The 21,200-nt window shown below is 46.0% G+C and carries 10 protein-coding genes and 12 tRNA genes; 3 read left to right on the top strand and 19 right to left on the bottom strand.

Annotated elements, in window-relative coordinates:
- Positions 1-314: 314 nt before the first annotated feature.
- Together AC787_RS13635 and AC787_RS13640 are read right to left on the bottom strand one after the other, a co-directional pair.
- Positions 315-1,463: a S1C family serine protease gene (locus AC787_RS13635; RefSeq protein ID WP_054025285.1), complete on the bottom strand. Its 1,149-nt coding sequence runs from the start codon at positions 1,461-1,463 to the stop codon at positions 315-317.
- A 140-nt stretch (positions 1,464-1,603) separates the two neighbouring features.
- Complete coding sequence (locus AC787_RS13640) at positions 1,604-2,503, bottom strand: helix-turn-helix domain-containing protein (protein ID WP_161807539.1); 900 nt, start codon at positions 2,501-2,503, stop codon at positions 1,604-1,606.
- 129 nt (positions 2,504-2,632) lie between these two features.
- Here AC787_RS13640 and AC787_RS13650 point away from each other — a divergent pair, with 129 nt between their 5' ends.
- Positions 2,633-3,472, top strand: coding sequence for a phytanoyl-CoA dioxygenase family protein (locus tag AC787_RS13650; protein WP_054025288.1), 840 nt, complete (start codon positions 2,633-2,635; stop codon positions 3,470-3,472).
- 36 nt (positions 3,473-3,508) lie between these two features.
- On the opposite strand, the gene AC787_RS13655 is transcribed toward AC787_RS13650, so the two are convergent.
- The gene (locus AC787_RS13655; RefSeq protein WP_161807540.1) at positions 3,509-4,336 is read right to left on the bottom strand and encodes an AraC family transcriptional regulator; all 828 of its coding nucleotides are present in this window, start codon (positions 4,334-4,336) and stop codon (positions 3,509-3,511) included.
- A 202-nt stretch (positions 4,337-4,538) separates the two neighbouring features.
- Between AC787_RS13655 and AC787_RS13660 the strand changes: the two genes are divergently transcribed.
- Positions 4,539-5,321 carry a phytanoyl-CoA dioxygenase family protein gene (locus AC787_RS13660; protein WP_054025290.1) on the top strand — a complete coding sequence of 261 codons (783 nt, stop codon included), beginning with the start codon at positions 4,539-4,541 and terminating at the stop codon, positions 5,319-5,321.
- A 329-nt stretch (positions 5,322-5,650) separates the two neighbouring features.
- Here the strand turns inward: AC787_RS13660 and ppc are convergent, their stop codons facing one another.
- The 8 genes from ppc to AC787_RS13700 form a co-directional block, all read right to left on the bottom strand.
- Positions 5,651-8,455: a phosphoenolpyruvate carboxylase gene (gene ppc / locus AC787_RS13665; RefSeq protein WP_054025291.1), complete on the bottom strand. Its 2,805-nt coding sequence runs from the start codon at positions 8,453-8,455 to the stop codon at positions 5,651-5,653.
- Between the two features lie 314 nt (positions 8,456-8,769).
- Positions 8,770-14,067 (bottom strand): choice-of-anchor I family protein, encoded by a 5,298-nt coding sequence (locus tag AC787_RS13670; RefSeq protein ID WP_082360750.1) that lies wholly within the window; start codon positions 14,065-14,067, stop codon positions 8,770-8,772.
- Between the two features lie 901 nt (positions 14,068-14,968).
- Positions 14,969-15,042: transfer RNA gene (locus tag AC787_RS13675), tRNA-Gly, on the bottom strand.
- Between the two features lie 14 nt (positions 15,043-15,056).
- Positions 15,057-15,133: transfer RNA gene (locus AC787_RS13680), tRNA-Pro, on the bottom strand.
- A gap of 34 nt (positions 15,134-15,167) precedes the next feature.
- Positions 15,168-15,244 (bottom strand) — tRNA-Arg (locus AC787_RS13685).
- 8 nt (positions 15,245-15,252) lie between these two features.
- Positions 15,253-15,327: transfer RNA gene (locus AC787_RS13690), tRNA-Gly, on the bottom strand.
- Positions 15,328-15,685: 358 nt separating this feature from the next.
- A complete protein-coding gene (locus tag AC787_RS13695; RefSeq protein WP_054025293.1) occupies positions 15,686-16,543 on the bottom strand; it encodes an ABC transporter ATP-binding protein in 858 nt (285 codons plus the stop codon).
- A gap of 238 nt (positions 16,544-16,781) precedes the next feature.
- A complete protein-coding gene (locus tag AC787_RS13700; protein WP_054025294.1) occupies positions 16,782-19,238 on the bottom strand; it encodes a phosphodiester glycosidase family protein in 2,457 nt (818 codons plus the stop codon).
- Between the two features lie 297 nt (positions 19,239-19,535).
- Here AC787_RS13700 and AC787_RS13705 point away from each other — a divergent pair, with 297 nt between their 5' ends.
- Positions 19,536-20,039, top strand: a complete 504-nt coding sequence (locus tag AC787_RS13705) for a GNAT family N-acetyltransferase (RefSeq protein WP_054025295.1) — start codon at positions 19,536-19,538, stop codon at positions 20,037-20,039.
- 116 nt (positions 20,040-20,155) lie between these two features.
- Here the strand turns inward: AC787_RS13705 and AC787_RS13710 are convergent.
- The 8 genes from AC787_RS13710 to AC787_RS13745 all read right to left on the bottom strand — a co-directional run bounded on the left by AC787_RS13710 (position 20,156) and on the right by AC787_RS13745 (position 20,985).
- Positions 20,156-20,238, bottom strand: a tRNA-Leu gene (locus tag AC787_RS13710).
- A gap of 97 nt (positions 20,239-20,335) precedes the next feature.
- A tRNA-Leu gene (locus tag AC787_RS13715) sits at positions 20,336-20,418 on the bottom strand.
- Positions 20,419-20,436: 18 nt separating this feature from the next.
- A tRNA-Lys gene (locus AC787_RS13720) sits at positions 20,437-20,512 on the bottom strand.
- Between the two features lie 10 nt (positions 20,513-20,522).
- Positions 20,523-20,597: transfer RNA gene (locus AC787_RS13725), tRNA-Gln, on the bottom strand.
- A gap of 9 nt (positions 20,598-20,606) precedes the next feature.
- A tRNA-Val gene (locus AC787_RS13730) sits at positions 20,607-20,682 on the bottom strand.
- 32 nt (positions 20,683-20,714) lie between these two features.
- A tRNA-Glu gene (locus AC787_RS13735) sits at positions 20,715-20,789 on the bottom strand.
- 40 nt (positions 20,790-20,829) lie between these two features.
- Positions 20,830-20,905 (bottom strand) — tRNA-Thr (locus AC787_RS13740).
- A gap of 4 nt (positions 20,906-20,909) precedes the next feature.
- Positions 20,910-20,985, bottom strand: a tRNA-Asn gene (locus tag AC787_RS13745).
- Positions 20,986-21,200: the final 215 nt, after the last annotated feature.

Consider the following 21,200-nt stretch of genomic DNA (forward strand, 5'->3'; position numbering starts at 1 on the left):
AAAATCGTAATGCACATGAACTGAAAAAGCAAGACAATTGAGAAAGATACTTCCATTATGAGCATAGACCCTAATTAGTCTTAATGTTCATAAAGATGAGCTACAATATGCAATCAACCGTTCAGGTTTCATTGCTGTTTGCTCCAAAAAATACTAACTGATCTAATAATTATATAGGTTTGACGTTCAGTCGGCAATCGACCTGAGGCTAGTTGTTTTTTCGACTTTCGACTAGGAACTCTAAAATAATTCAAAAAAAGGTCTAGGAAACATATTGTTCCCAGACCCTTCTCTGTTCTTGCAGTTCATATTCTTTAAAGTGTATTTGTTTTCAATTGCTCTAGCACCTTCGTAATCGTCGTTGTAGGAATTGCAAAACCGATACCTTGCGCCTCTGCATTAACAGCCGTGTTTATCCCGATAACCTCCCCCTTCTCATTGAGAAGCGGTCCTCCAGAGTTTCCTGGATTAATCGATGCGTCCGTTTGCAGCAAATGCTCATAATCATGATTTCCTTGCTCATCTGCAATCGTAATCGGCCGCTCTTTCGCACTTAGCACACCCATGGTCAACGTTTGATCGAAGCCATATGGATTACCGATCGCCATGACCCAGTCACCAATTTGTGTTTGATCAGAGCTTCCCAGTTTAAGAGCAGGAAATGCTTTTCCATTCGGCTCTTCCACCTTCAGCACCGCCAAGTCCAGATCATAGCTTGAACCAAGCACCTTTGCTGTTAGAGGCTCATCATAACCTTGGACAGTTACTTTAACTTCCTTCGCATCAGCAATGACGTGTTCGTTGGTCAGAATATAACCATCTGATTCGAAGAAAAATCCTGTACCCGAGCCTACCAGCTCTAGATCTGTACTGCTCGGCTGCTGTTCTTGCGATTCTTGCTGCTGCCCGTTTCTACCCGACCCACCATCACCAAAAAACTGTTGAAAGCGCGGATCATCGAACATGGAGTTTGAACGTGCAGGCTCCGCATAATTTTCGATTTTCACGACCGCGGGGCTAGCTGCTTTGTAGACGGAAGCGATATCTTCGCTTGAACTTAGCGATGCAGTAGACAAGCCAGCATCTTCCTTAGCGGAATTGCTTACTATGCTGGAGCCGGAGTTTTGCACGGTCTGCTCCCCTCCGCTGAACAGATTGTTTTTATCGGCCATGTATGAGAAACCGCCAATAACAATTGCGCCAATCAAGAACGATGCAAGCAGCGTTTTCGCGGAGCTGCCTCCCGAACGCTTTGAACGCTTTTTAAAACCTGCTGCAGGCCCGCTTCCGCTCCCATCTTGTCCCATCCCAAGCTCCTTTTCGTAAGTAGCTTTAAGTTCATTTGTCGATTTGTTTGATTCATAAATATAAGTAGTGACAGGAGTCCGGTTCGTTTCATTCGATGTATGGTTCGACGTGTAAGTATCATCACTCGCATCTGAGCGCTTGTTTTCCTCGTTCATCTCTATCATCCTCTCAAAAGTAGGTGTCTGTTTCCTATGTACCTATCATGCAGGATGTACCTTAAACAAAACTTAAGTGGACTATAAATGAACATAAGAAAATAGAGTTCCAGATTAGAAGGTCAGGCTATTGTTATTCATTAGATCAATCGATATTGACGGCGGAAGACCGTCGGAGCTACGCCTTCCATCTTTTGAAACAATTTGGTAAAGGCGTGAACCGAGGAAAAACCGTAACGTTCGGCGATCACCGTTACCGTATCGTTCGTACTCAGCAGGTCGTTCCTGGCTTTGTTGATACGGCACCGATTCCAATACCATTTGGGTGTAAAGCCGGTATGCGTCCGGAAAAGCGCATGGAAGTGGCTGCGGCTGAGTCCAAGCTTCTCCGCCCAACCCTCGACGTCTTCGTATTCACCGCCTGCCAGCCGTTCCATCGATGCTATCAGCTTGGTAATACGCGGATCTGTGATATCGGACTGACGCCTAGCCAACCGATAGATTTGGTGAAGCAGGAGATTGAAATGACCAGTGATAGCTAGCGAATTCGGATAATCCTCGTGATCGAGAACAGATAAATCAGGAGATACCACCTCGAACTCAGACGTTACCGCCTCGAACATTCCTTTCCATAAGCTGATCGAATCCACGACTAACGAGTAAGGAATCCCACAGTCGAGCTGCACGTCCAACAAACAGTCATCTGATTTCTCGGAACGTTGACACAATAAATCATTGGGAATCCGTACCCCAGTCTTCAATCGATAGGACCATTCGAAGAATACACAACGAAACGTGAGTGGACCATCCACATCCACCTCCCAAGTGTGGGATACGCCAGGCTGGATAAAAAGCAAAGTTCCTGGCTGCAACTGTATATTCGGGCGGTCTTCGTAGATGATGCTGCCACAGCCGGACTCGATGAGATACAGGGAGGGGACATAACAGATCCGAGGACCATGCCGATCGCCCGCGAGCAGGGGGACACGTATCGCAAATCGTACAAATGGACAAATAAATATATGATTAAAAGTAATCACCAACCTTTATTAAAATAATATCATACAATCGGATAAATTGAATATTTTCAGACAAAGACAGAATATCCCGACTCAAGTCATAATGATGGTGATAGCGAGAATGAATTCGCGACGAGAGGATGAGCTGAAGTGCCAAATGCAAATGGAATACCGACGCAAGATGACGTTAAATTTTTTAAAGAAAATGGCTACTGGGTGTCTCCGAAAATTATCGACGATGAAAGGCTGTCCAGGCTGCGCGAAAGAATGGAGAGAGTTTATCGGAACGAATTCGAAACGGGAACGCCTCCCGAAGCCATCTGGAGCTACGAAAAAGGTCACCCGAAAACGCTTCGCAAAACAGATATGGCGAGCTATGCCGACTTAATGATCCGCGCACTCGCCCACGATCCAGTGATCGGCGAGATTGCCGCTGCTTTGACGGAGACGGATACAATCCGTTTCTGGGCCGATCAACTGCTGCATAAGCCTGAACAATCCGGAGGACATGCTTCAAACGTGGGTTGGCATCAGGACTATACGTATTGGAAGTGCTTTCAGAACCCAGAGACGTTGCTAACGGCATGGGTGGCTTACGATGACGTTGACGAAGAGAATGGCTGCATGATGATGGTGCCGGGCAGCAACCAATGGGGGCTTCTAAATGGTAGTGACTTTTACGAACAAAATTTAGACAATCAAAAGAATGGAATGAACGTGCCTGAGGGACAAGTGTTTCGAACTATGCCGATCGTCATGAAAGCGGGGCAAGTCAGCTTCCATCACAGCTTGACAATACACGGAAGCGGGCCTAACATTTCGGATCGGGTACGTCGCTCGTCGGCTCTTCACTTAATGACCGGCGATACGCGCTTCCGGTACGATGAGCGACACCAATACTTGTCGACCAAACAATTCATGGCTTCAGGCGGTAAAGATGGCGATATCGTTCAGGGAGACATGTACCCGGTCATATACAAAAAGGCGTAACGGCATAATGCCGTTACGTCTTTTTTGTATGATCGACTAATGTTCGAGCCGTTCCTCACTTTGTTTAATTTTCCGCCATTGCCCAGGGGTATAACCGGTCGCTTGTTTATACGCTTTCGTAAAATGATGGATGGAATAAAACCCGGTGGATTCGGCTATTTGCTTTAATGAGAATCCGGTCGTTTCCAAGCGAGAATTAGCTGCATGGATTTTGGCCTTGAGATAAAATTCCGAAAAGCTCTCTCCTAGCTCTTCCTTAAAGAGACGGGAAAGCTGCCTTTCCGAAATATGCAAATGCTTGGCTAGATCCTGAAACTTAATCCGTATGGATAAATTGTCGGTTATATATAACTTCGCCTGATATAGTATGACGGATTCGCTTGGCATAGACGTTTTTCTTTGAGGATTGTCCTCATTAAGAAATAACTGAAATAGGGATAAGATCAATGACAGAGCGATATGTTGCAGCAATTGTTGATTGCCTAAGCCATTAAATTCACCATCAATCAATGTTTGCCATAACGAGGCGGCAGTGGACGGGGTTTCTGAAGGCACGTAAACCCGTTCTGTGATCAATAATCGGCGATATCTGCTTACGATATCGGAAACCGACAATTCTTCTGTTAATTCAAATGCAAGATAGACGAGCCCGATGCCAGAGCTTCCGCCTTCAATACAGTGCCATACACCTGGCTTCGAGAGAAACATGTCGCCAGGGTACAACGGATACCGAATGCCGTTATCTAGATAAAATCCATCGCCACGGGTGACATAGCAGATCTCGAAGAAGGAGTGCTTATGGAGAGCATGGGTGTAATGCTCAGGAATACTGCCCCAATAATGAACATGATATGCAGCCTCCAAGTCCCGGAGTTCGTGAATCATCGAATTGAGTTGGTTGATGTTGATGGGTCACGCCTCCATTCCGTTATAAATAACTCATATAAATTATATGATGGCGTACTGATACAAAACAAGGGCATGAAGGTACAAAGACTGGAAGGCGAAATTGAAATAGATTTAAAGAGAAGATGATATTCAATAATGTTTAAAGGAGAAGATAACGATGACAGACTTAATAGTCTCAGAATTGCACAATAAATACGAGAATAAGGGGTATCTTACTTTTCCAGATGTCCTTGATGCGGAGCTGATGGGGGAAGCTAAGGAGCATGTGCAATGGCTGATCAATAAAAATTCGAATCTTCGTCCAGAGCAGCTTCATACTAATTTGATTCACGATGATCCATTCTGGCTACGGCTTATAAGCGATGACCGGCTATTGGATATCGCGCAAACCTTTATCGGACCAGATATTGCTTTGTTTGCTTCCCATTACATTTGTAAACCAGCTTTCACCGGCCAGCCTGTGTTATGGCATCAAGATGGAAGCTATTGGCCCTTGGAACCCATGAAAGTCATTACGTTATGGCTTGCGGTCGATGACTCTACGACAGAGAACGGTTGCATGCGGGTCATCCCCGAGACACATCGTCTACAATTGCAGGAAATGAAAGGCAGCTTCGAAGTCGATAACGTGCTGAGCTCAGAAATCGAGAAGAAATTCGTCGATGAGTCGAAAGCAGTGGATCTCATATTAAAATCGGGAAGCGTCTCCATCCATCACCCGAACATCATCCATGGCTCTAAAGCGAATCTGTCTCCTGAGCGCCGTTGCGGTTTGACCATTCGATATATTCCTACGAGTACACTGGTTACAAAAGGAAATCACCCTATTTATCACTTGCGAGGCAATAAGGGTGACGTACCGAACAATTATTTGCCGCTTCCTAAATATGATTCGTCTCGCCATATGAGCTTCATAGGCTGCGAGAATTTCGGACTTTAGGTATTGGAATGTTGAGACTACTCTGATTTTGGGGTAGTCTCTAGTTGAATCAAGACGCTCGATTTGCTCGTGCCAACCTCCTCTATTTCCGACTTACCTTCACGCCTTGCATCCTATACACGTTCACTCAAATAACATCCCTTCACCCTAACCAGCTCCCGCCGCTGCAACTTCAACTCTCCCCTACTGATTGTCGTCAAGCACTTTCATTCATCATTTGATGGTCACAAAGCAAATTGCAGCATCAACGAAAAGAAAGCCAACCACAGTTATTACCATGGTTGGCTTTCTAAATACTCTATATTCGCCTAAGCGATGGGTTTGAAAGGTTAGCCCGTATTCCGAAGACCTGCGGCAATGCCGTTGATCGTTAGAAGCACTTCGCGGAGCAGCTCCGGATCATCTTCTTCGTTATCACGCAGCGCACGAAGCTCGGTTAGCAGCTGTACTTGCATGTAGCTAAGCGGATCGACGTACGGATTACGCAGACGAATCGATTCTTGGATGACAGGAACATTATCCAAAATTTCCTTTTGACCCGTAATGCTAAGAATAAGCTCAGATGTCAGCTTGTATTCTTCTTCGATTTGCTCAAAAATACGATCGCGGATCGTTTTGTCCTTAATCATATCTGCGTATTCCTTAGCAATAAGCAAATCTGCTTTCGCAAGAGCCATTTGAAGATTATCAATTAGCGAGCGGAAGAACGGGAACTTCTCGTACATCGTACGCAGCGTGTTCAGCTTGTCTTCGTCTTCGCCAATATATTGCTTCATTGCAGTACCTGCGGCATACCAAGCAGGCAGCAAGTAGCGGCTTTGCGTCCATGCGAACACCCAAGGAATGGCACGCAAATCCTCGAAACGATCGCTGTTTTTCCGCTTGGAAGGACGTGAACCAATGTTCAGCTCGCCAACCTCTGGCAGCGGTGTCGACTCCTTGAAGTAGGTCAAGAAATCTGGATCGCGGAAAATAAGATCCTGATACTTCTCGAGTGCTGTCTCAGAAATCGAACGTGCAATTTCATCCCACTCTGCTTCTGCTTGCGGTGCTTGCTCTGGGTATTTCGCCAGACGAGCAGCCGTGATAAGCGCCCAAGTTGCTTGCTCCAAGCTGCGGTATGCAATACCTTGCATCGAATAACGCGAGGAAAGAACCTCACCCTGCTCGGTAATTTTGATGCCGCCGCCAACGGTATGAGGCGGTTGTGCAAGAATACTGCGGTTAAGCGGCATTCCGCCGCGACCAAGCGCTCCACCGCGACCGTGGAAGAACTTCAACTTGACATCGTACTCTTTGCCAGCAGCAGTAATATCATTAAGAGCAACGCGCAGCTCCCAGTTCGCTGTAACAACTCCGCCGTCTTTATTGCTGTCGGAATAACCGAGCATAATTTCATGCAGGTTGCCGCGAGCTTCTACCGCTTGACGGTAGATCGGCATTTCGAACAGCTGCTTCATAATAGCTGGTGCCGCATGAAGATCGTCAATCGTTTCAAATAGAGGTACGGATTGTAGTGTACAACGAATGGTACCGTCCGACTCTTTACGGAACAGGCCGACTTCCTTCGCAAATACCATAACTTCAAGCATGTCGCTTGCGGCTTCAGTCATACTAATCAGATAACTCGAGATACAATTGACGCCAAACTCTTGTTGCGCTTTATAGATTATATGGTATACGTTCAAGCATTCACGCGTTGACTCCGAATAATCAAGATGCCCTGAAGTAAGCGGCCGCGGATCGTTAAGGAGACGGTGAAGCAGGTCTGTTTTTTCTTCTTCCGGAAGTGCCGCATAATCTGCTGCTACATTCATTTTCGCCAAAATTTCAGACATCGCATTTTCATGCTCTTGGCTATGCTGACGGACATCAAGCGCCATAAGGTGGAAACCAAATAGCTCAACTTGACGTACTAACTTAGCAAGTGCTGTATCTGCTACATAATCAGCGTAGTGATGACGCAAGCTGCGGTCAATAACGAGCAAGTCTTCGCGAAGCTCTTCAGGGTGGTTATAACGCATTGGTGATCCCTTAAGTGATTCATCACGTGTATTAGCCAGCTTCTCTAGCATGAAGCCAAGCTTAATACGGTAAGGCTCCTTCGTATTTCTCCATAGATCAACACACTTAAGCTCAACATGTTCACGGTCCGAACGAATCGATTCCACAAGCTCAGCCGATACCTCTACAAGGTTTGTGCTGAAGCTGAGCAGATCCATAAGCTCGCCTAGTTTCTCTTCATACTTGCGAATCGCCAGTTGACGGTGCAGCGTTAGCGTTTCCCAGGTTACCTGAGCTTTCACGGATGGGTTGCCATCGCGATCGCCGCCGATCCAAGAGCCGAAGCGCAAGTAATCAGGCACATGCCAGTTCTCATCAGGATAATACTTGCTTAGGCAGCGTTCAAGCTCTTCATAAACGTTAGGAAGCACCTCGAACAATGTCTCATCAAAATAGTACAAGCCGTTACGAACTTCATCGATAACGGTTGGTTTGCGGTCGCGAAGCTCATCTGTTTGCCACAAAATAAGAACCTCATTCATGAGCTTCTCACGCAGCTTCTCACGCTCGCGATATGTTAGTGTTGGATTATCCAGCTCCATCACATCTACAGCAATCCGTTTATGAATATCAAGCACCGCGCGGCGAGTCGCCTCGGTCGGGTGCGCAGTCATTACTAGTTCTAGCGAAATATTGCTCAAAATATCTCGAACTTCCTCGATCGCAATCTCGCGTTCCTTCAGGTCTTGAATCGCGCTCTCAATGGAGCCGCGTTGTACTGCTTCACCGGCAGAAACTTCGTAATCACGTTTCCGTCTAATCCGATGGTTTTGTTCAGCAATGTTGACGAGCTGAAAATAAATGGCAAACGCTCTAATGACTTGATGACGTATTTCCGGGTTAAGCGATGATACATTTTCTTTGAATTGATCAAATAATTCCGGTACAAATTCAGCGCGAAGAGATTTACTTTGTTCACGAATCCGTTCTACGATTTCAAGCAGCTCACGACCGCCTTGATGAACAAGAACCTCACCGAGAATGTTGCCTAGAAACCGGACATCGCGTCGCAGCAAATTGTTAGCCTGCTGCCGATTTGTGGTCAAAGTAGATGCAGATTGATCCGACATACTGTTCCTCCTAAATTTTTGCGAAGCAACGATTGCTCCGTAAGCATTTACTTGTTTTTCGAAGCAGCAATCACTTCGAAAGCTTGCTTGTACAACATGAACGTTTTTTGACTTCTACCATCATACTACAAAAACCTACAGGGTTGAAGCCCTGAAGCCAATCCTGACAAAAACAGCTTCACTCATTTGGAATAACKGGCCAGCTCCCTTTGGCAGCATGAGTTTCCGGTAAATAATGACTTCGATTATTCGGCTTATAAAAAAGACCGCAACCACCTCTCACTGAAAGGCGATGCGGTCTTGCTAAAGTCGAATTATGCCATTAATTGAATTAATTTCGCCAGCATTTTTGCTGCTTCTTCACGGGTAGCCAAATCTTTTGGCGCAAAGTAGCTTCCTGTCTTATTCGCATAAGTTTTGCCATTAATAATTCCCGCTTCCTGCACTGCAGCTGCTGCTTCCTTCGCAAAGGCACCAATGGATGATGCGTCTTCAAACGCCAATGCATTTGTCTGAGATGGTAAATCAAAATTCATTACGTCAACGAACCTTGCAATCATAGCCACCATTTGCTCACGGCTAATATTGGCCTTAGGGTTGAAGCTGCCCTCGCCAACCCCTCCGACAATTCCTTTCTCAGCAGCCCATGCCACTGCCCCAGCAAAGTAATCGGATGACTTCACGTCCTTAAAGCTTGATGAAGTGTAGCCGTCCAGCTGAACGCCAGCAATTCTTGCTAGGATGAGTGTGAAATCAGCCCTTGTCATATTCGCCTTCGGAGCAAATTTCTGACTGCCCATGCCTCCGATAATATTTCTGGAAGATAAATAGACGATAGAATCCTTCGCAAAGCTTGAAGCCGTATCTAGGAACTCCACGTGATTATAGCCAACTCCATAAGTAGAGAAATGGCTGACCGTAAATTGCAATTGACCTGATGACTTATCGTACACGCTGTTAGGTACAATGATAAGCTTGCCGTCATTTGCAATATAGTAGATGACTACTGCTTGGCTGTCTTCGTTTTCTTGAAGCGTGTACGGAATACTAACCCGTGCAGTACCGCCCTTCAGATCGGTTATGGCCGTTTTTCCACCGAGCAAATCGAACTCATACACAGGATGACTGCCGATCGTTTCCTTGATCGAACTGGACAGCTTAGATGTATCTGCTTTATTAACCGTTATTGAAAGCTCATCGTTTGCTGTAGCTGACGCCAACGTTCCAATAGCCTTAGCATCGAAGGATAAGATTCCTAGCCCTGCATTTACATCCAAGGACTTCAGCCCTTTGGTTGCTAGCTTAGCCATAACGTTCTCCTCAAACTTAATAACAGCGGATTCAGCATCCTTATTCATCGCCACCTTAAACTCAATAGCTCCCGGCTTGCCGTTTGCTGCTTTATCCAGAGCAGCTATTGTTGCATCCAATTGGCTTAACGACACAGTTGCAGTGGTCTTGCCGCTGCTGTCAGTCTCTGCTTTCAATGTGCCTACTGCTTTCACTGTTTCACCATTCACAATTGATATTGCTGGTTCTTCAGGCTTTGTAGAAGGCGCAGGGGATGGATTTGGTGTCGGTGTGCCGTCATCAGCGGAAGTAACCGTAACACTCGTCTCAGCCAAGCCATATCCGTCCTCGCTCATTGCCGAAATGACCGCTGTTCCCGCTTTTACTGCTGTGACATTGCCATTTGTGTCCACTGTTGCTACAGCTGAATTAGACGAAGTCCATACTATAGTAGCAGCACTTCCGCCAACAGGCTCAACGGTCGCGTGCAGCTTGGATGAAGCATCTCCAACCTTCAAGGAAAGAGTAGTCTTATCCATCGTTACTTTCGTTACATTCAGCTGATATACGCCTACCTTGCCGCCTACTTCATAGGCAACCAAAAGCAGAGGCATTCCTGTTGGACTAATGTTAGCCGGAATAAACTCCAAGCCTTCTGGGCCGGTATCAGTATCCAGGTTGTCCTTGCCTTGACTGTCTTTGAACTCGCGAGTGTTTGTATAATTGGCAAATGTCGCATGTGCCGGATTCGTCACATCGTAGGTCATGAAGCCGCCGATGCGCTCAAGACCAACGAAAGCCAAAGTTTTATTGCCGACTTTCCCCGTTTTAATATCCTCTGGTTCTGGGCCCTTCTTGCCGCTTCGATCGTCGATTGCAGTCTTGCTGTTGCTTGTGTTGAAGAATGCTGGCAATCGACTAGCCGTAATCGCTTCAAAATCATTGCCGCTATCATAAACCTGCTCCATCGAGCTCGCATTCCAAATCGAGAAGGAACGGCCGCCGTACATATAAATACCGTCATTGCCCATATCACTTGCCACTTCAATACCATCATAAGCAGTCTTGCCATTCAAGAAAATTGCTGCCGCCGATTTAGGATCAAGCTTACCTTTTAATGCACCAATCGTACTTCCGTTCGTACGATTCGGCCATTCGGTTACATCACCTTCATTCGCCGTAAACAGGTATGTTTGCCCGTTAATCGTATGAGATGCAATACCGTCAGGCATATACATACCTTTAAACGGTACATTTTCCAGCTTAATCGCGCTGTCCTTTAGAACGTCAAGAGCATTACGCGGATCATTGTAATCCTTCAATCCCAGTGCTTTTACCGCAGTCACTTTGTTCGTTTCGATATCAATAATCGCGATTGCGTTATTCTCTTGCAAAGACACATAGGCCGTCTTGTTATCCTCTGAAAGAGTGATATACTCTGGCTCCAGGTCGAACACAGCGTCTGCTTTTGTACCGCTGGATTTAATTTTGCCATCTACAGGATCCACTTTGCCGCGGATATGAACACCATCCTCAATAATGGACAGGTCATCGAATAAAACATGTGTAACCTTGTTGTCTACTGTACTCACGATCGTTACGCTTCCTTTGGGATCAGTTGTACCCGTACGCGGCTCAGCCTCATCCGCAGTAAGTATATACTTTCCGTCAGCTGTCGACTTAATCATATCCGGCTGTACGCCAGCTGCGTAGGTTGCGATTAGTTTACCATCATAATCGAGCACTAATATTTTCCCTGGCTTGAGCGAATCTGCTTCTTGTACGGCTACAGAAACACGCTTTGTCGTCGTATTAATATCTACGCTAGTTAAATCACCGTATACAAAACCTTCAACCTCCGCCATCGGTTTAACAAGTATTGTTTTTTCTTTGATTAGAGTTCCGCTCCCGCTTCCCAAGCTAACAATATCTAAGCTCGGCGGATTACCGGAGCCGTTCACCAAATAGAATTTGGCATTGTCTTTGTTGAATTTGACGATCTCAGCCACGCCGCCATCTTTATTGGATAGGCCAATCGAATATTCTCCGATTTTTGAAATATTAAGCGTGTCTTTAAATTCAGCCGATACAGGCTTGATGACCAAGTCTATAGCAGCGCTCGCTATAGCCAGTCTAACTTCACTGCCAAATACCCCAATCGTTCCGGTTGCTTGTACATTATCCCCGACGTCAGCCTTCGGGAACTCTCCATTCACATAGAGCAGCATGTCATTGTCCAGCTTTAATGTATTTGTAGTTTTGTCCACAGCAGTTACTTTGCCAGTGGTTGTCACTCTCCTGCCGTACATCTCAGCTGTTACTGAACTAAGCTTGTCTATGTTAAGCATGGATTTGTCGAATGTATCTTCCGCTACTAAACTAAATACTTTATTGTTCAGCCTTGTTACCTGCGGATTGCCTTTCACCCGTACTTCTCCTTCATGAAGACCAGCCGTTCCAGAAACGCGTACCTCTGCTCCCACTGGGATGGAAGGGTCTATGCCTTCTACCGCGATCGCACCCGTGAACGATTGCACATACCGCACAGCGTTTGTTTGGCTGTTATCCAATTTAACTGGCGGAGTTGTCACCAATCCTTCAACCGTTACGGCTTTGTCCGTTGTATTCTTTTGAAGTGAGCCAATAACCTTCACAAAATCAGGAATGACATCAACCGTTCCCTCAGTTTTTCCGGCCCGCGTTGGCGATGGATCCACTATCACAAAATCAGCAGCATTGTTGTTGGAATCCTGAAAGTTAATGCGGCGCACACCTTTGATTGCCGCTGGCAATGATGCTCCATTCCCCGCTGAAGTTCCTTCATGCAGCGATGTCTGAACTGCACCGAAGCCTACCGCATCAACAACTGCCGAAGTGGAGTACACTCCTTGGAACAATTCCACCGTGCCATCCACATCAGACATCCCGATGGATTGCTCTTTCGTGCTTGCATACGCATCTGCGAGGTAAGGATCTCCATAATTTTTGTCACTCGTATTTCCCCAAGTAGCTTCAAGGCGAACTAGGTAATAATCGTGAGGAGCAATGACCGCACCTTCTTCAAAATCATAGCCTTGGACCGTTGTAGCTCCCTTATTGCTGTATCTTAGATGATACCCTGCAAGCGATATTGGTGAAGCAGTCGGATTGTATAGCTCTACAAAATCATAGAGGTATGGAGATGCTGCTGGAGGAGTATCTTTATTGATTTTCCCGCCACCACCATATACCTCATTAATTAAAACATGATTTGCAGGCGCTATCTCGGATTGAATCGAAAGAGTAAATGACTTTACTACACTTACTGGCGTCCCTGCCGTGCTATCCGTTACTGTAATCGTCACAGCATTCGATTCCGCCTTGGTAGGTGTCCCTGTAAGCGTTCCGTTTGGTGTAAGATTAAGTCCTTCCGGTAAGCCAGTTGCAGTGAACGTATAAGGCGCTGTTCCGCCAGTGGCCTGGATGACTGCAGAATAAGGAGATCCCACGAAGCCATCAGCGAGAGCTGCTGTGGTAATTGCTAAGGGCTGAACAACACCAGGGCCCCAAGCACCGTCAGCACCGCTGCGAGGGACTGCTGCGGTCAATGCATCGCCTGTAGCAACCTCATAATCAACTTGTTTAAAATCCACTTTATTATTATCCGTATCTGCGAAGTTGCTGCGGCGAATGGACTTTTTCTTCGATGTGCCTTCTGCCGGACCAGTTGGATAAGCCGTTTCATATCCGTCGATATCACTTTCTTCATCATTGCTTCCTGTACCGACCATATCTACATAGCCTTCTGGCTTTGATGCAAATGGATTAGGATCAGTGAGCAAAGTCTGATTACTCATGAGAGCAACCTTCATCCCTTTGTTATTAATGAAACGCTCCCATGTAAGGTCACTTTTCGTAGAGAGATTCACCTTGGGTTTTGAAGCTCCTGTAGAAGCTCCCTTAATAAGAAAAGAGGAATGCGCTTTAATCGTTCCGGTCAGATCAAGCTTTTGCCATGGCTGCGTAGAACCTTTTGTTGCATCAGAACCCCGATCCGCATATTGCAGCGACCACCCTGCAAGATTGACATCACTATCCGTCGGATTATAAAGCTCAATAAAGCCGTGAGATATCAGTATTTTAGCATCTTCGCTCAAGCCACCGCCGTACACTTGATTAATAACAATATGCGGGTTGGCAACGTTATAGGCGTTGTCTACTGCGTAAGGCGTTCCTGACAACGGCAAACCGGCAGCCATTATAGGCCCGCCTGTCAACATCATGCTGGCTGTGATTTCCGTAGCTAATAATAACGATATTAACCTTTTACTATAGATCTTCAAGTTTCACTCACTCCCATATCTATTATGTTAACTAGAATTGTAGAGTGTTTATATTTCATGATGATTAATTATCCGTGAAGCTTTTGTAAAGCACTTGGTAAACCTCATCAAAGCTCGTGTTATGATGTTTTGGATGTAGGCAGAGAAATAACCCGCTGGGCACTTCCAGACGGGTTGTTGATTTATCGTTTTGTTTATTTCCGTTTACATAAAAAATATTCTCAGCTCAACTTGAACATGTGTGCTTGCCTGGTTCATGTTTAGTAGCCCTAACGGACATAGGAATCGTTATTTGGGTGAAACGGAGCATATTCAAGAAGCTTGAATCCAAATAACGGCCTCTATGTCCGTAAGATCTGAAAAAGAGGGGAATTGAGGCAAATAAGGGCTCTGGTGTCCGTTCGATGTGTTTATTTATATTTACATAAATAATATTCTCGGCTCAGCATAGGAATCTGTTCTTGAGTTTTTCATGTTTGACCCTAACGGACATAGAATCCGCTATTTACGAGGATTTAAGCACAAACTCAAATCTAACGGACATAGGATGCGTTATTTCGGTGAAACGGAGCGTATTCAAGAAGCTTGAAGCCAATTAACGGCCTCTATGTCCGTAAGATCTGCAAAAGAGGGGAATTGAGGCAAATAAGGGCTCTGGTGTCCGTTAATTCCCCATGTTTGCAAGCATTTGCATGTAAGTCCATTTTCCTTGTGTGTAATTTTCTTTCCATATCGCTGCATATAGCTCGGGTTTTAGTTTTGTACTATATTTTATTTTCGAAAAGAAAAGTTTTGCCCCAGAAATTGCCTCAACCATTAGTTCCTGCTGCAGCATTGCAATTTTCCAACTCTGAAAAAACAAAAAAAGCCTTGCATCGCAAGGCTTTCGGGTTTAAATAGTTGGAGCGGGTGATGGGAATCGAACCCACGCTATTAGCTTGGAAGGCTAAAGTTCTACCATTGAACTACACCCGCAAAGAAAAAGATTATGGTCGGGACGACACGATTTGAACATGCGACCCCCTGGTCCCAAACCAGGTGCTCTACCAAGCTGAGCTACGTCCCGAAGTGTAAATGAATTGCGTCTAATGATGGGAAAATGGCGCGGCCTAAGAGATTCGAACTCCTGGCCTTTTGATTCGTAGTCAAACGCTCTATCCAGCTGAGCTAAGGCCGCACAATTTATGGAGCGGAAGACGGGAATCGAACCCGCGACCCTCGCCTTGGCAAGGCGATGCTCTACCGCTGAGCCACTTCCGCATGTATTTCTGTCGGCCGTTCGTTTCGTTTATCATCGCGGCGACAAGTAATAATATATCACCCCTGAAAACAAAAAGCAACTGTTTTTTGAAAAAAGTTTTAAATTATTTTAAATCACTTAGAATACACTCGCTTAAAATGGCTACAAAGCCTGATATGGCGCGGGAAAACAAGATTTTCGACTTCAATAATTCATTTATTATTAATCTGTTTTAATGACGTGATCGCTTATGTCTCCTTCCGATTAGTCAACTCTTATTGTTTCCCCCTGTTCGTTTCTTTACCATAACAAACAATATGCATCATACAAGCAGACGAATAAAAAACCGTGTTCCCATGGGAATCACGGTTTAGAATATTAAGCCCCAGCAGCTGCTAGAGCTCTCTCAGACTGCGAACGGTTGATCAATGCCACTTTATCAGCGGCTGGCTGGCCAGCTAGTGCATACGGTAAGCATAGCGGAACGCCCGTACGTGGATCAGGCACGATATCTGCCTCGATATTAAATACTTCACGCATGATGTCTGGTGTCATAACCTCTGCAGGCGTGCCTTCGCCTACAACGACCCCAGTCTTAATTGCGATCATATGATGAGCGTAGCGCGTCGCATGATTCAAATCATGAACGACCATTACTACCGTTCGATTATTAGCAGCGTTTAGCTTTTGAAGCAAATGAAGAACCTCTAGCTGATGCGCCATATCCAGGAATGTCGTAGGCTCGTCAAGAAATAAAATATCGGTCTCCTGCGCAAGCGACATGGCAATCCATGCACGCTGACGTTGTCCGCCAGATAAGTGGTCGACCGGACGATCGGCAAAATCAGTCATGCCTGTCGCTTCGATTGCCCACTGCACAATACTGCGGTCATCCTTGGTCATCGATCCGAAACCCTTTTGGTAAGGAAAACGTCCATAGGAGACTAACTCAGCTACCGTGAGCCCATCTGGAGCAGTTGGATTTTGCGGCAAAATCGCCAATTGCTTCGCTACTTCCTTCGTCGATTGCTTATGGATGGACTTTCCGTCCAGAAGTACACTGCCCTTCGAGGGGTTCATAATACGGGCCATTGTTTTCAAAATCGTTGATTTACCGGATCCGTTTGCTCCTACTAGCGCCGTGATTTTCCCTTGAGGTATAGCAATGTTTAAATTCTCAACGATTAGACGGTCATCATAAGCAATATCAAGACCAGAGGTTGTTAAACGAATCATTTGACATGCACGCTCCTTCCGCTGCCTGAGGCAGACACCTTCTCATTTTATATTTATATTTCATTCATTAACGAATATTGATAACGATTATCATTTATTTCCTAATGATAATGTTTCTCATAAAAAAAGTCAATGATAATATAAGCAGCGAGGCCCATAGCGATAAATAGAACCCTATATAAATAGATAAGCCGCCCAACATAGTAGGACGGCCGTCACTTATCATTTTATGAGGCATTTACCACTTCAGCTTCGTACCAAAAACGAGACCGTTGCTAATTAATCTACCAGGTGTGTTAATGAGCTTTCCTTGTGCGTACAAGCCAGACGATGCTCCTCCGTCCAAATTCATCGCCTGCTCAGCGCCAAGCTGAATCATAATTTGACTCCATTGCTTTATTGTTGCTTTGGAAACGGTAGCAATGACAACAGTCCCATCCTTTTTGACAAGAATTCCGCTTCTTCCGGCTGCGTCGGTTAATATTTTGGAACTGCTAAAACCTTCTCCAGCTGGATTAACCGCTGGCTTCCCATCCTTCACTAACCTTGGTCCCGCACCAATTGCGGTGTGAACACGAGACCAAGCAACCGGAGCATTCGAAAGGTTAGTCATTTCTATTTTATAGTCAACCTTGGTTCCAACCTGAAAACGTGAGGAGAGCTTCTCTTCAGAGCCTGTGTAGACGAGAACATATCCGTTAGCCGGTATGCTGACATTCTCTTTCTTGCTTATTTTGGTCACTACACCCTTACTTACGGTTACTGAAGTGCCAAGTGCAAATCCAAGCTTAGCTCCACGCTTTGGCGTGAACATAATCGCTGAGGAAGCACCTACTGCAGGTGTTCGATTTATAAAATACGCATACCAATTGTTAGGTGACTTGAAAGAACCATTTGTTCCCCCTAAAATTTTGACGCGCAGCGTATCCATGACTACATTGCCATCCCATGTAAAGCCAATCGCTGTGCCTGTATTGCCTATGTGCTCCACATTCCCATCTACAATAACAGTACCATAAGGCTCGGGTATGCCGCCGTAAGCCTCGAAGTAGGTTCCGTTAATGGCTGCATCCGCTTGATAGTCTTTGGCGATCGATAGAAGCGGCTGAACGACGCCTATTTTACGGCTTGCCAGCCCAGCAGTAACTGGCATCCCCTTTGGAATGATCACTGTTTGAACGGTAAACGACTTGCCTGATGCAATAACCTTCTTGGATTCATGCTTCACCTTCAGGTTCAGTGCCGATGCTGTAACCTGAATAGGAAGCTTCAGCTGACCTTTGTAGCCGCTAGTTGTAACCTCTATATATAGATGAGCTGCTCCAACAGCAACGGGGGTTACGACGCTTCTCTCATTGATGCGAACGACCGCTGGATTGTCGGAGCGATAGCTTACAGCGATAGGATCGGACAGCTTCAGCTTGTCCGTGAGCAGAAGCCGTGTATTCAGCGGCAGCTTGATCGACGCTGCTGCATAGGTAATCGCAACGGTGCGGACTGGCCCCGCTGCGATGAGTGTATTGGCGGACGCATATACGAAGCGTCCGCTGCCTTGCGGCGCCACACCGCTCGCGGGAACCGCGGCGTGTCCGCCGTAGGTGTACAAGATCGACCCGGCGGAGCCGTCGATCGCGTACACAGCGCCGGAACGGCCGCCGGCCAGCACCGTGCCGGCGCCAAGGTCCGGCGCAAGCGCCGCGGGGCCGAAGCCGCCCGCCCCGCTGGCGCTAATGCGCCATAGTTCCGCCCCGTCTGCGAGGCGGAACGCAGCTATGCCGTTGCCGCTAAGCTCGGCGGCAACGACAACTCCTTTGTCCCCGGGCAAACGCACCGGGGACGTCCAACCACCTGCGGGCGCTGCCGCAAGCTCGCGAGTGAAGCGGACTTTGCCGTCCTCTTCATACGCAGCAATAGCTCTGCCCGCAAGCAGCATGACGCCTCCGCTTGCGTCGTCCGCGATCAGCTTCGCCCCATGCAGCGTCTGCTCAAGCGACGCTTCCCATACAACAGCGCTGCCGCGCACGGCATATATCATGCCATTGCTGCCCAGCACATAGACGCCGCGCTTACCTGCAACTAGTTCTTTAACCGCTACATTCTCCGGCAGCAGCCCAGCCTGCTGTTCTCCTTCACTGCTCAGCGATAAAATGGCATGCTGATACGCGAAATAAGGGGTGCCTTCCCCGTCCGTCACCATAGCAGATGACTGTAATTGCTCCTTTTTCCCTTTAAAATAATAAATGCCTATCTGACCGCCGTTGCCTGCCTCATCATATTGAAAAATCCTAGCTCCAGTTCCTGCTGCAAACACCTGTCCTTTTTTATTCACAGCTGGAGCGGATAATATCGAGTAGGTGTTGATTCGTTTCAATTCTTTTCCGCCATTATCCAACATAGATATCCATCCATTATTCGTTGCGACTAGCAACTTTCCACTCGGCATAACAATCGGTGGATACAGAGTGCCTTCTCCAGTGAAGCGCCAATACTCCAGTTCTGCTTTGATGACAGGAGAATTCTTAGCATCTGCTGCAACAGCTTTTGTCTCATTTGTCACCTCTGCTGCGGAAACTAGGTTATTCCCATAAGATCCATTAACATTCTCTGCTCCGCTTCCTGTATAACTGACATTCAACACTATGATAAGCAGGATAGCTATAGCTCTTACACGCCATTTATTCGCCACTTGATGCATATTACCTATCTCCTTCTTATATTAAGATTCCAGTTAGTCCCATTGAACTATATCGACAGGTTTAATCTAAAAATGAAGGGATTAAATGGATAATCCAACTCTCATACTCTATAGAGTAATTGGTTGGCATCATGTTGGTTCCTATGATACGATCACAAAAACCATGTCTTCAAATCTATCAATGCGATTACTATTTCTTCACATGAAAATCTTACAGCATTTACTATTTATACTCAAAACGATTAACCTCGTATATCCTTAACATCATGCAGCTTAAAAAGGAGAATCAAAAACCATATGCAAACCGCAAGATGCAAACTAGATCATTTAAAACAATCCGATTTTAAATACATGCAAAGGATATACTCGAGTAATGAGGTTAGAAAATATTTAGGAGGGGTCATACCAGAGGAGCATCATTTAAACAAGTTTCTAGAAACTTTAGAGCGCTCTTCCACGGAGGAGTCATTCATTTGGGCGGTTAGACGAAAAGACAATAATGAGTTTATTGGGGTCGTTTCCTTAGATAATCACACAGACGGAATGTTTAAGGAAATCAGCTATGAATTTCTGCCGCAAAGCTGGGGAAATGTATATGCATTTGAAGTTATCCGTCATCTATTAATGTACGCTCTTCACGAGTTAAAACTTGGAAAAGTAATAGCCGAGACACAAACAGCAAATGTATCCTCCTGCAGACTCCTTGAGAAGGTAGGAATGAAAGTAGAAGCTACATTACAAAGATATGGTGCTGAGCAAGCCCTATATGGCATTGATAATCATCCTGGACTTTTCATTTAAAACACGGGGCATCTAAACGTGGATTTAAATCAAGCAGATGAGTGGTTACTACATCAATCATAATCATGTATATAAACAGCAAAAAACCCTTGTTCGCCAAGGGTTTCTTCATGGTATGGTGCGCGTAGAGGGACTTGAACCCCCACGGTCGCCCGCTAGATCCTAAGTCTAGTGCGTCTGCCAATTCCGCCATACGCGCATATGTGATTCTTTGAAGCTTAACCATGTTTTGTAGGGCTTCCACCTACATTACTCTGTTGACATACAGAGTGCTTCCCTATAAAGGGTGTTAAAGATGGTGCGCGTAGAGGGACTTGAACCCCCACGGTCGCCCGCTAGATCCTAAGTCTAGTGCGTCTGCCAATTCCGCCATACGCGCGCATGTGAGATAAAAAAATGGTGAGTCATGTAGGATTCGAACCTACGACACCCTGATTAAAAGTCAGGTGCTCTACCAACTGAGCTAATGACTCATAGTATAAGTGGCTGGGGATTCAGGGATCGAACCTGAGAATGACGGAGTCAAAGTCCGTTGCCTTACCGCTTGGCTAATCCCCAATAGCGATATGGTGGACGCTGACGGGATCGAACCGCCGACCCTCTGCTTGTAAGGCAGATGCTCTCCCAGCTGAGCTAAGCGTCCATGGATAAAGGCGCCTTTTTGTGAAAATAATTTGGTGACCCGTAGGGGACTCGAACCCCTGTTACCTCCGTGAAAGGGAGGTGTCTTAACCACTTGACCAACGGGCCATGCTAAAATTGATGCTTGTCCTTACAGTTGAAAGTTTTCTGGAGCTCTCAACCGGATTCGAACCGGTGACCTCATCCTTACCATGGATGCACTCTACCTACTGAGCTATGAGAGCATAATGGCTCCCCGAACAGGACTCGAACCTGTGACAACTCGATTAACAGTCGAGTGCTCTACCAACTGAGCTATCAGGGAACATTGTATTCTGAGTTGACATGTTAGTAAAAACTTCAACTTCAAAATAGGCACGGTTGAATATCAAGGCGTATTGCGCCCTGAAAACTGGATACGAAAGTTAGGCTTGCTGAAGCCTTCATGCTGCTGTCTACCGGATGTATGGGTCACGGCAAACGTGTTTAGGATAAGCCCTCGACCGATTAGTATTCGTCAGCTACACACATTGCTGTGCT

It is taken from the genome of Bacillus sp. FJAT-28004, from assembly GCF_001280845.1.
Classification (GTDB): Bacteria; Bacillota; Bacilli; order Paenibacillales; family Paenibacillaceae; genus Pristimantibacillus.

Excerpts from the sequence above, each read along its gene's own strand:
- AC787_RS13705 (WP_054025295.1), top strand. The coding sequence starts at position 19,536 with ATGCAAACCGCAAGATGCAAACTAGATCATTTAAAACAATCCGATTTT.
- AC787_RS13695 (WP_054025293.1), bottom strand. The coding sequence starts at position 16,543 with ATGATTCGTTTAACAACCTCTGGTCTTGATATTGCTTATGATGACCGT.
- AC787_RS13635 (WP_054025285.1), bottom strand. The coding sequence starts at position 1,463 with ATGAACGAGGAAAACAAGCGCTCAGATGCGAGTGATGATACTTACACG.
- ppc (WP_054025291.1), bottom strand. The coding sequence starts at position 8,455 with ATGTCGGATCAATCTGCATCTACTTTGACCACAAATCGGCAGCAGGCT.
- AC787_RS13660 (WP_054025290.1), top strand. The coding sequence starts at position 4,539 with ATGACAGACTTAATAGTCTCAGAATTGCACAATAAATACGAGAATAAG.
- AC787_RS13700 (WP_054025294.1), bottom strand. The coding sequence starts at position 19,238 with ATGCATCAAGTGGCGAATAAATGGCGTGTAAGAGCTATAGCTATCCTG.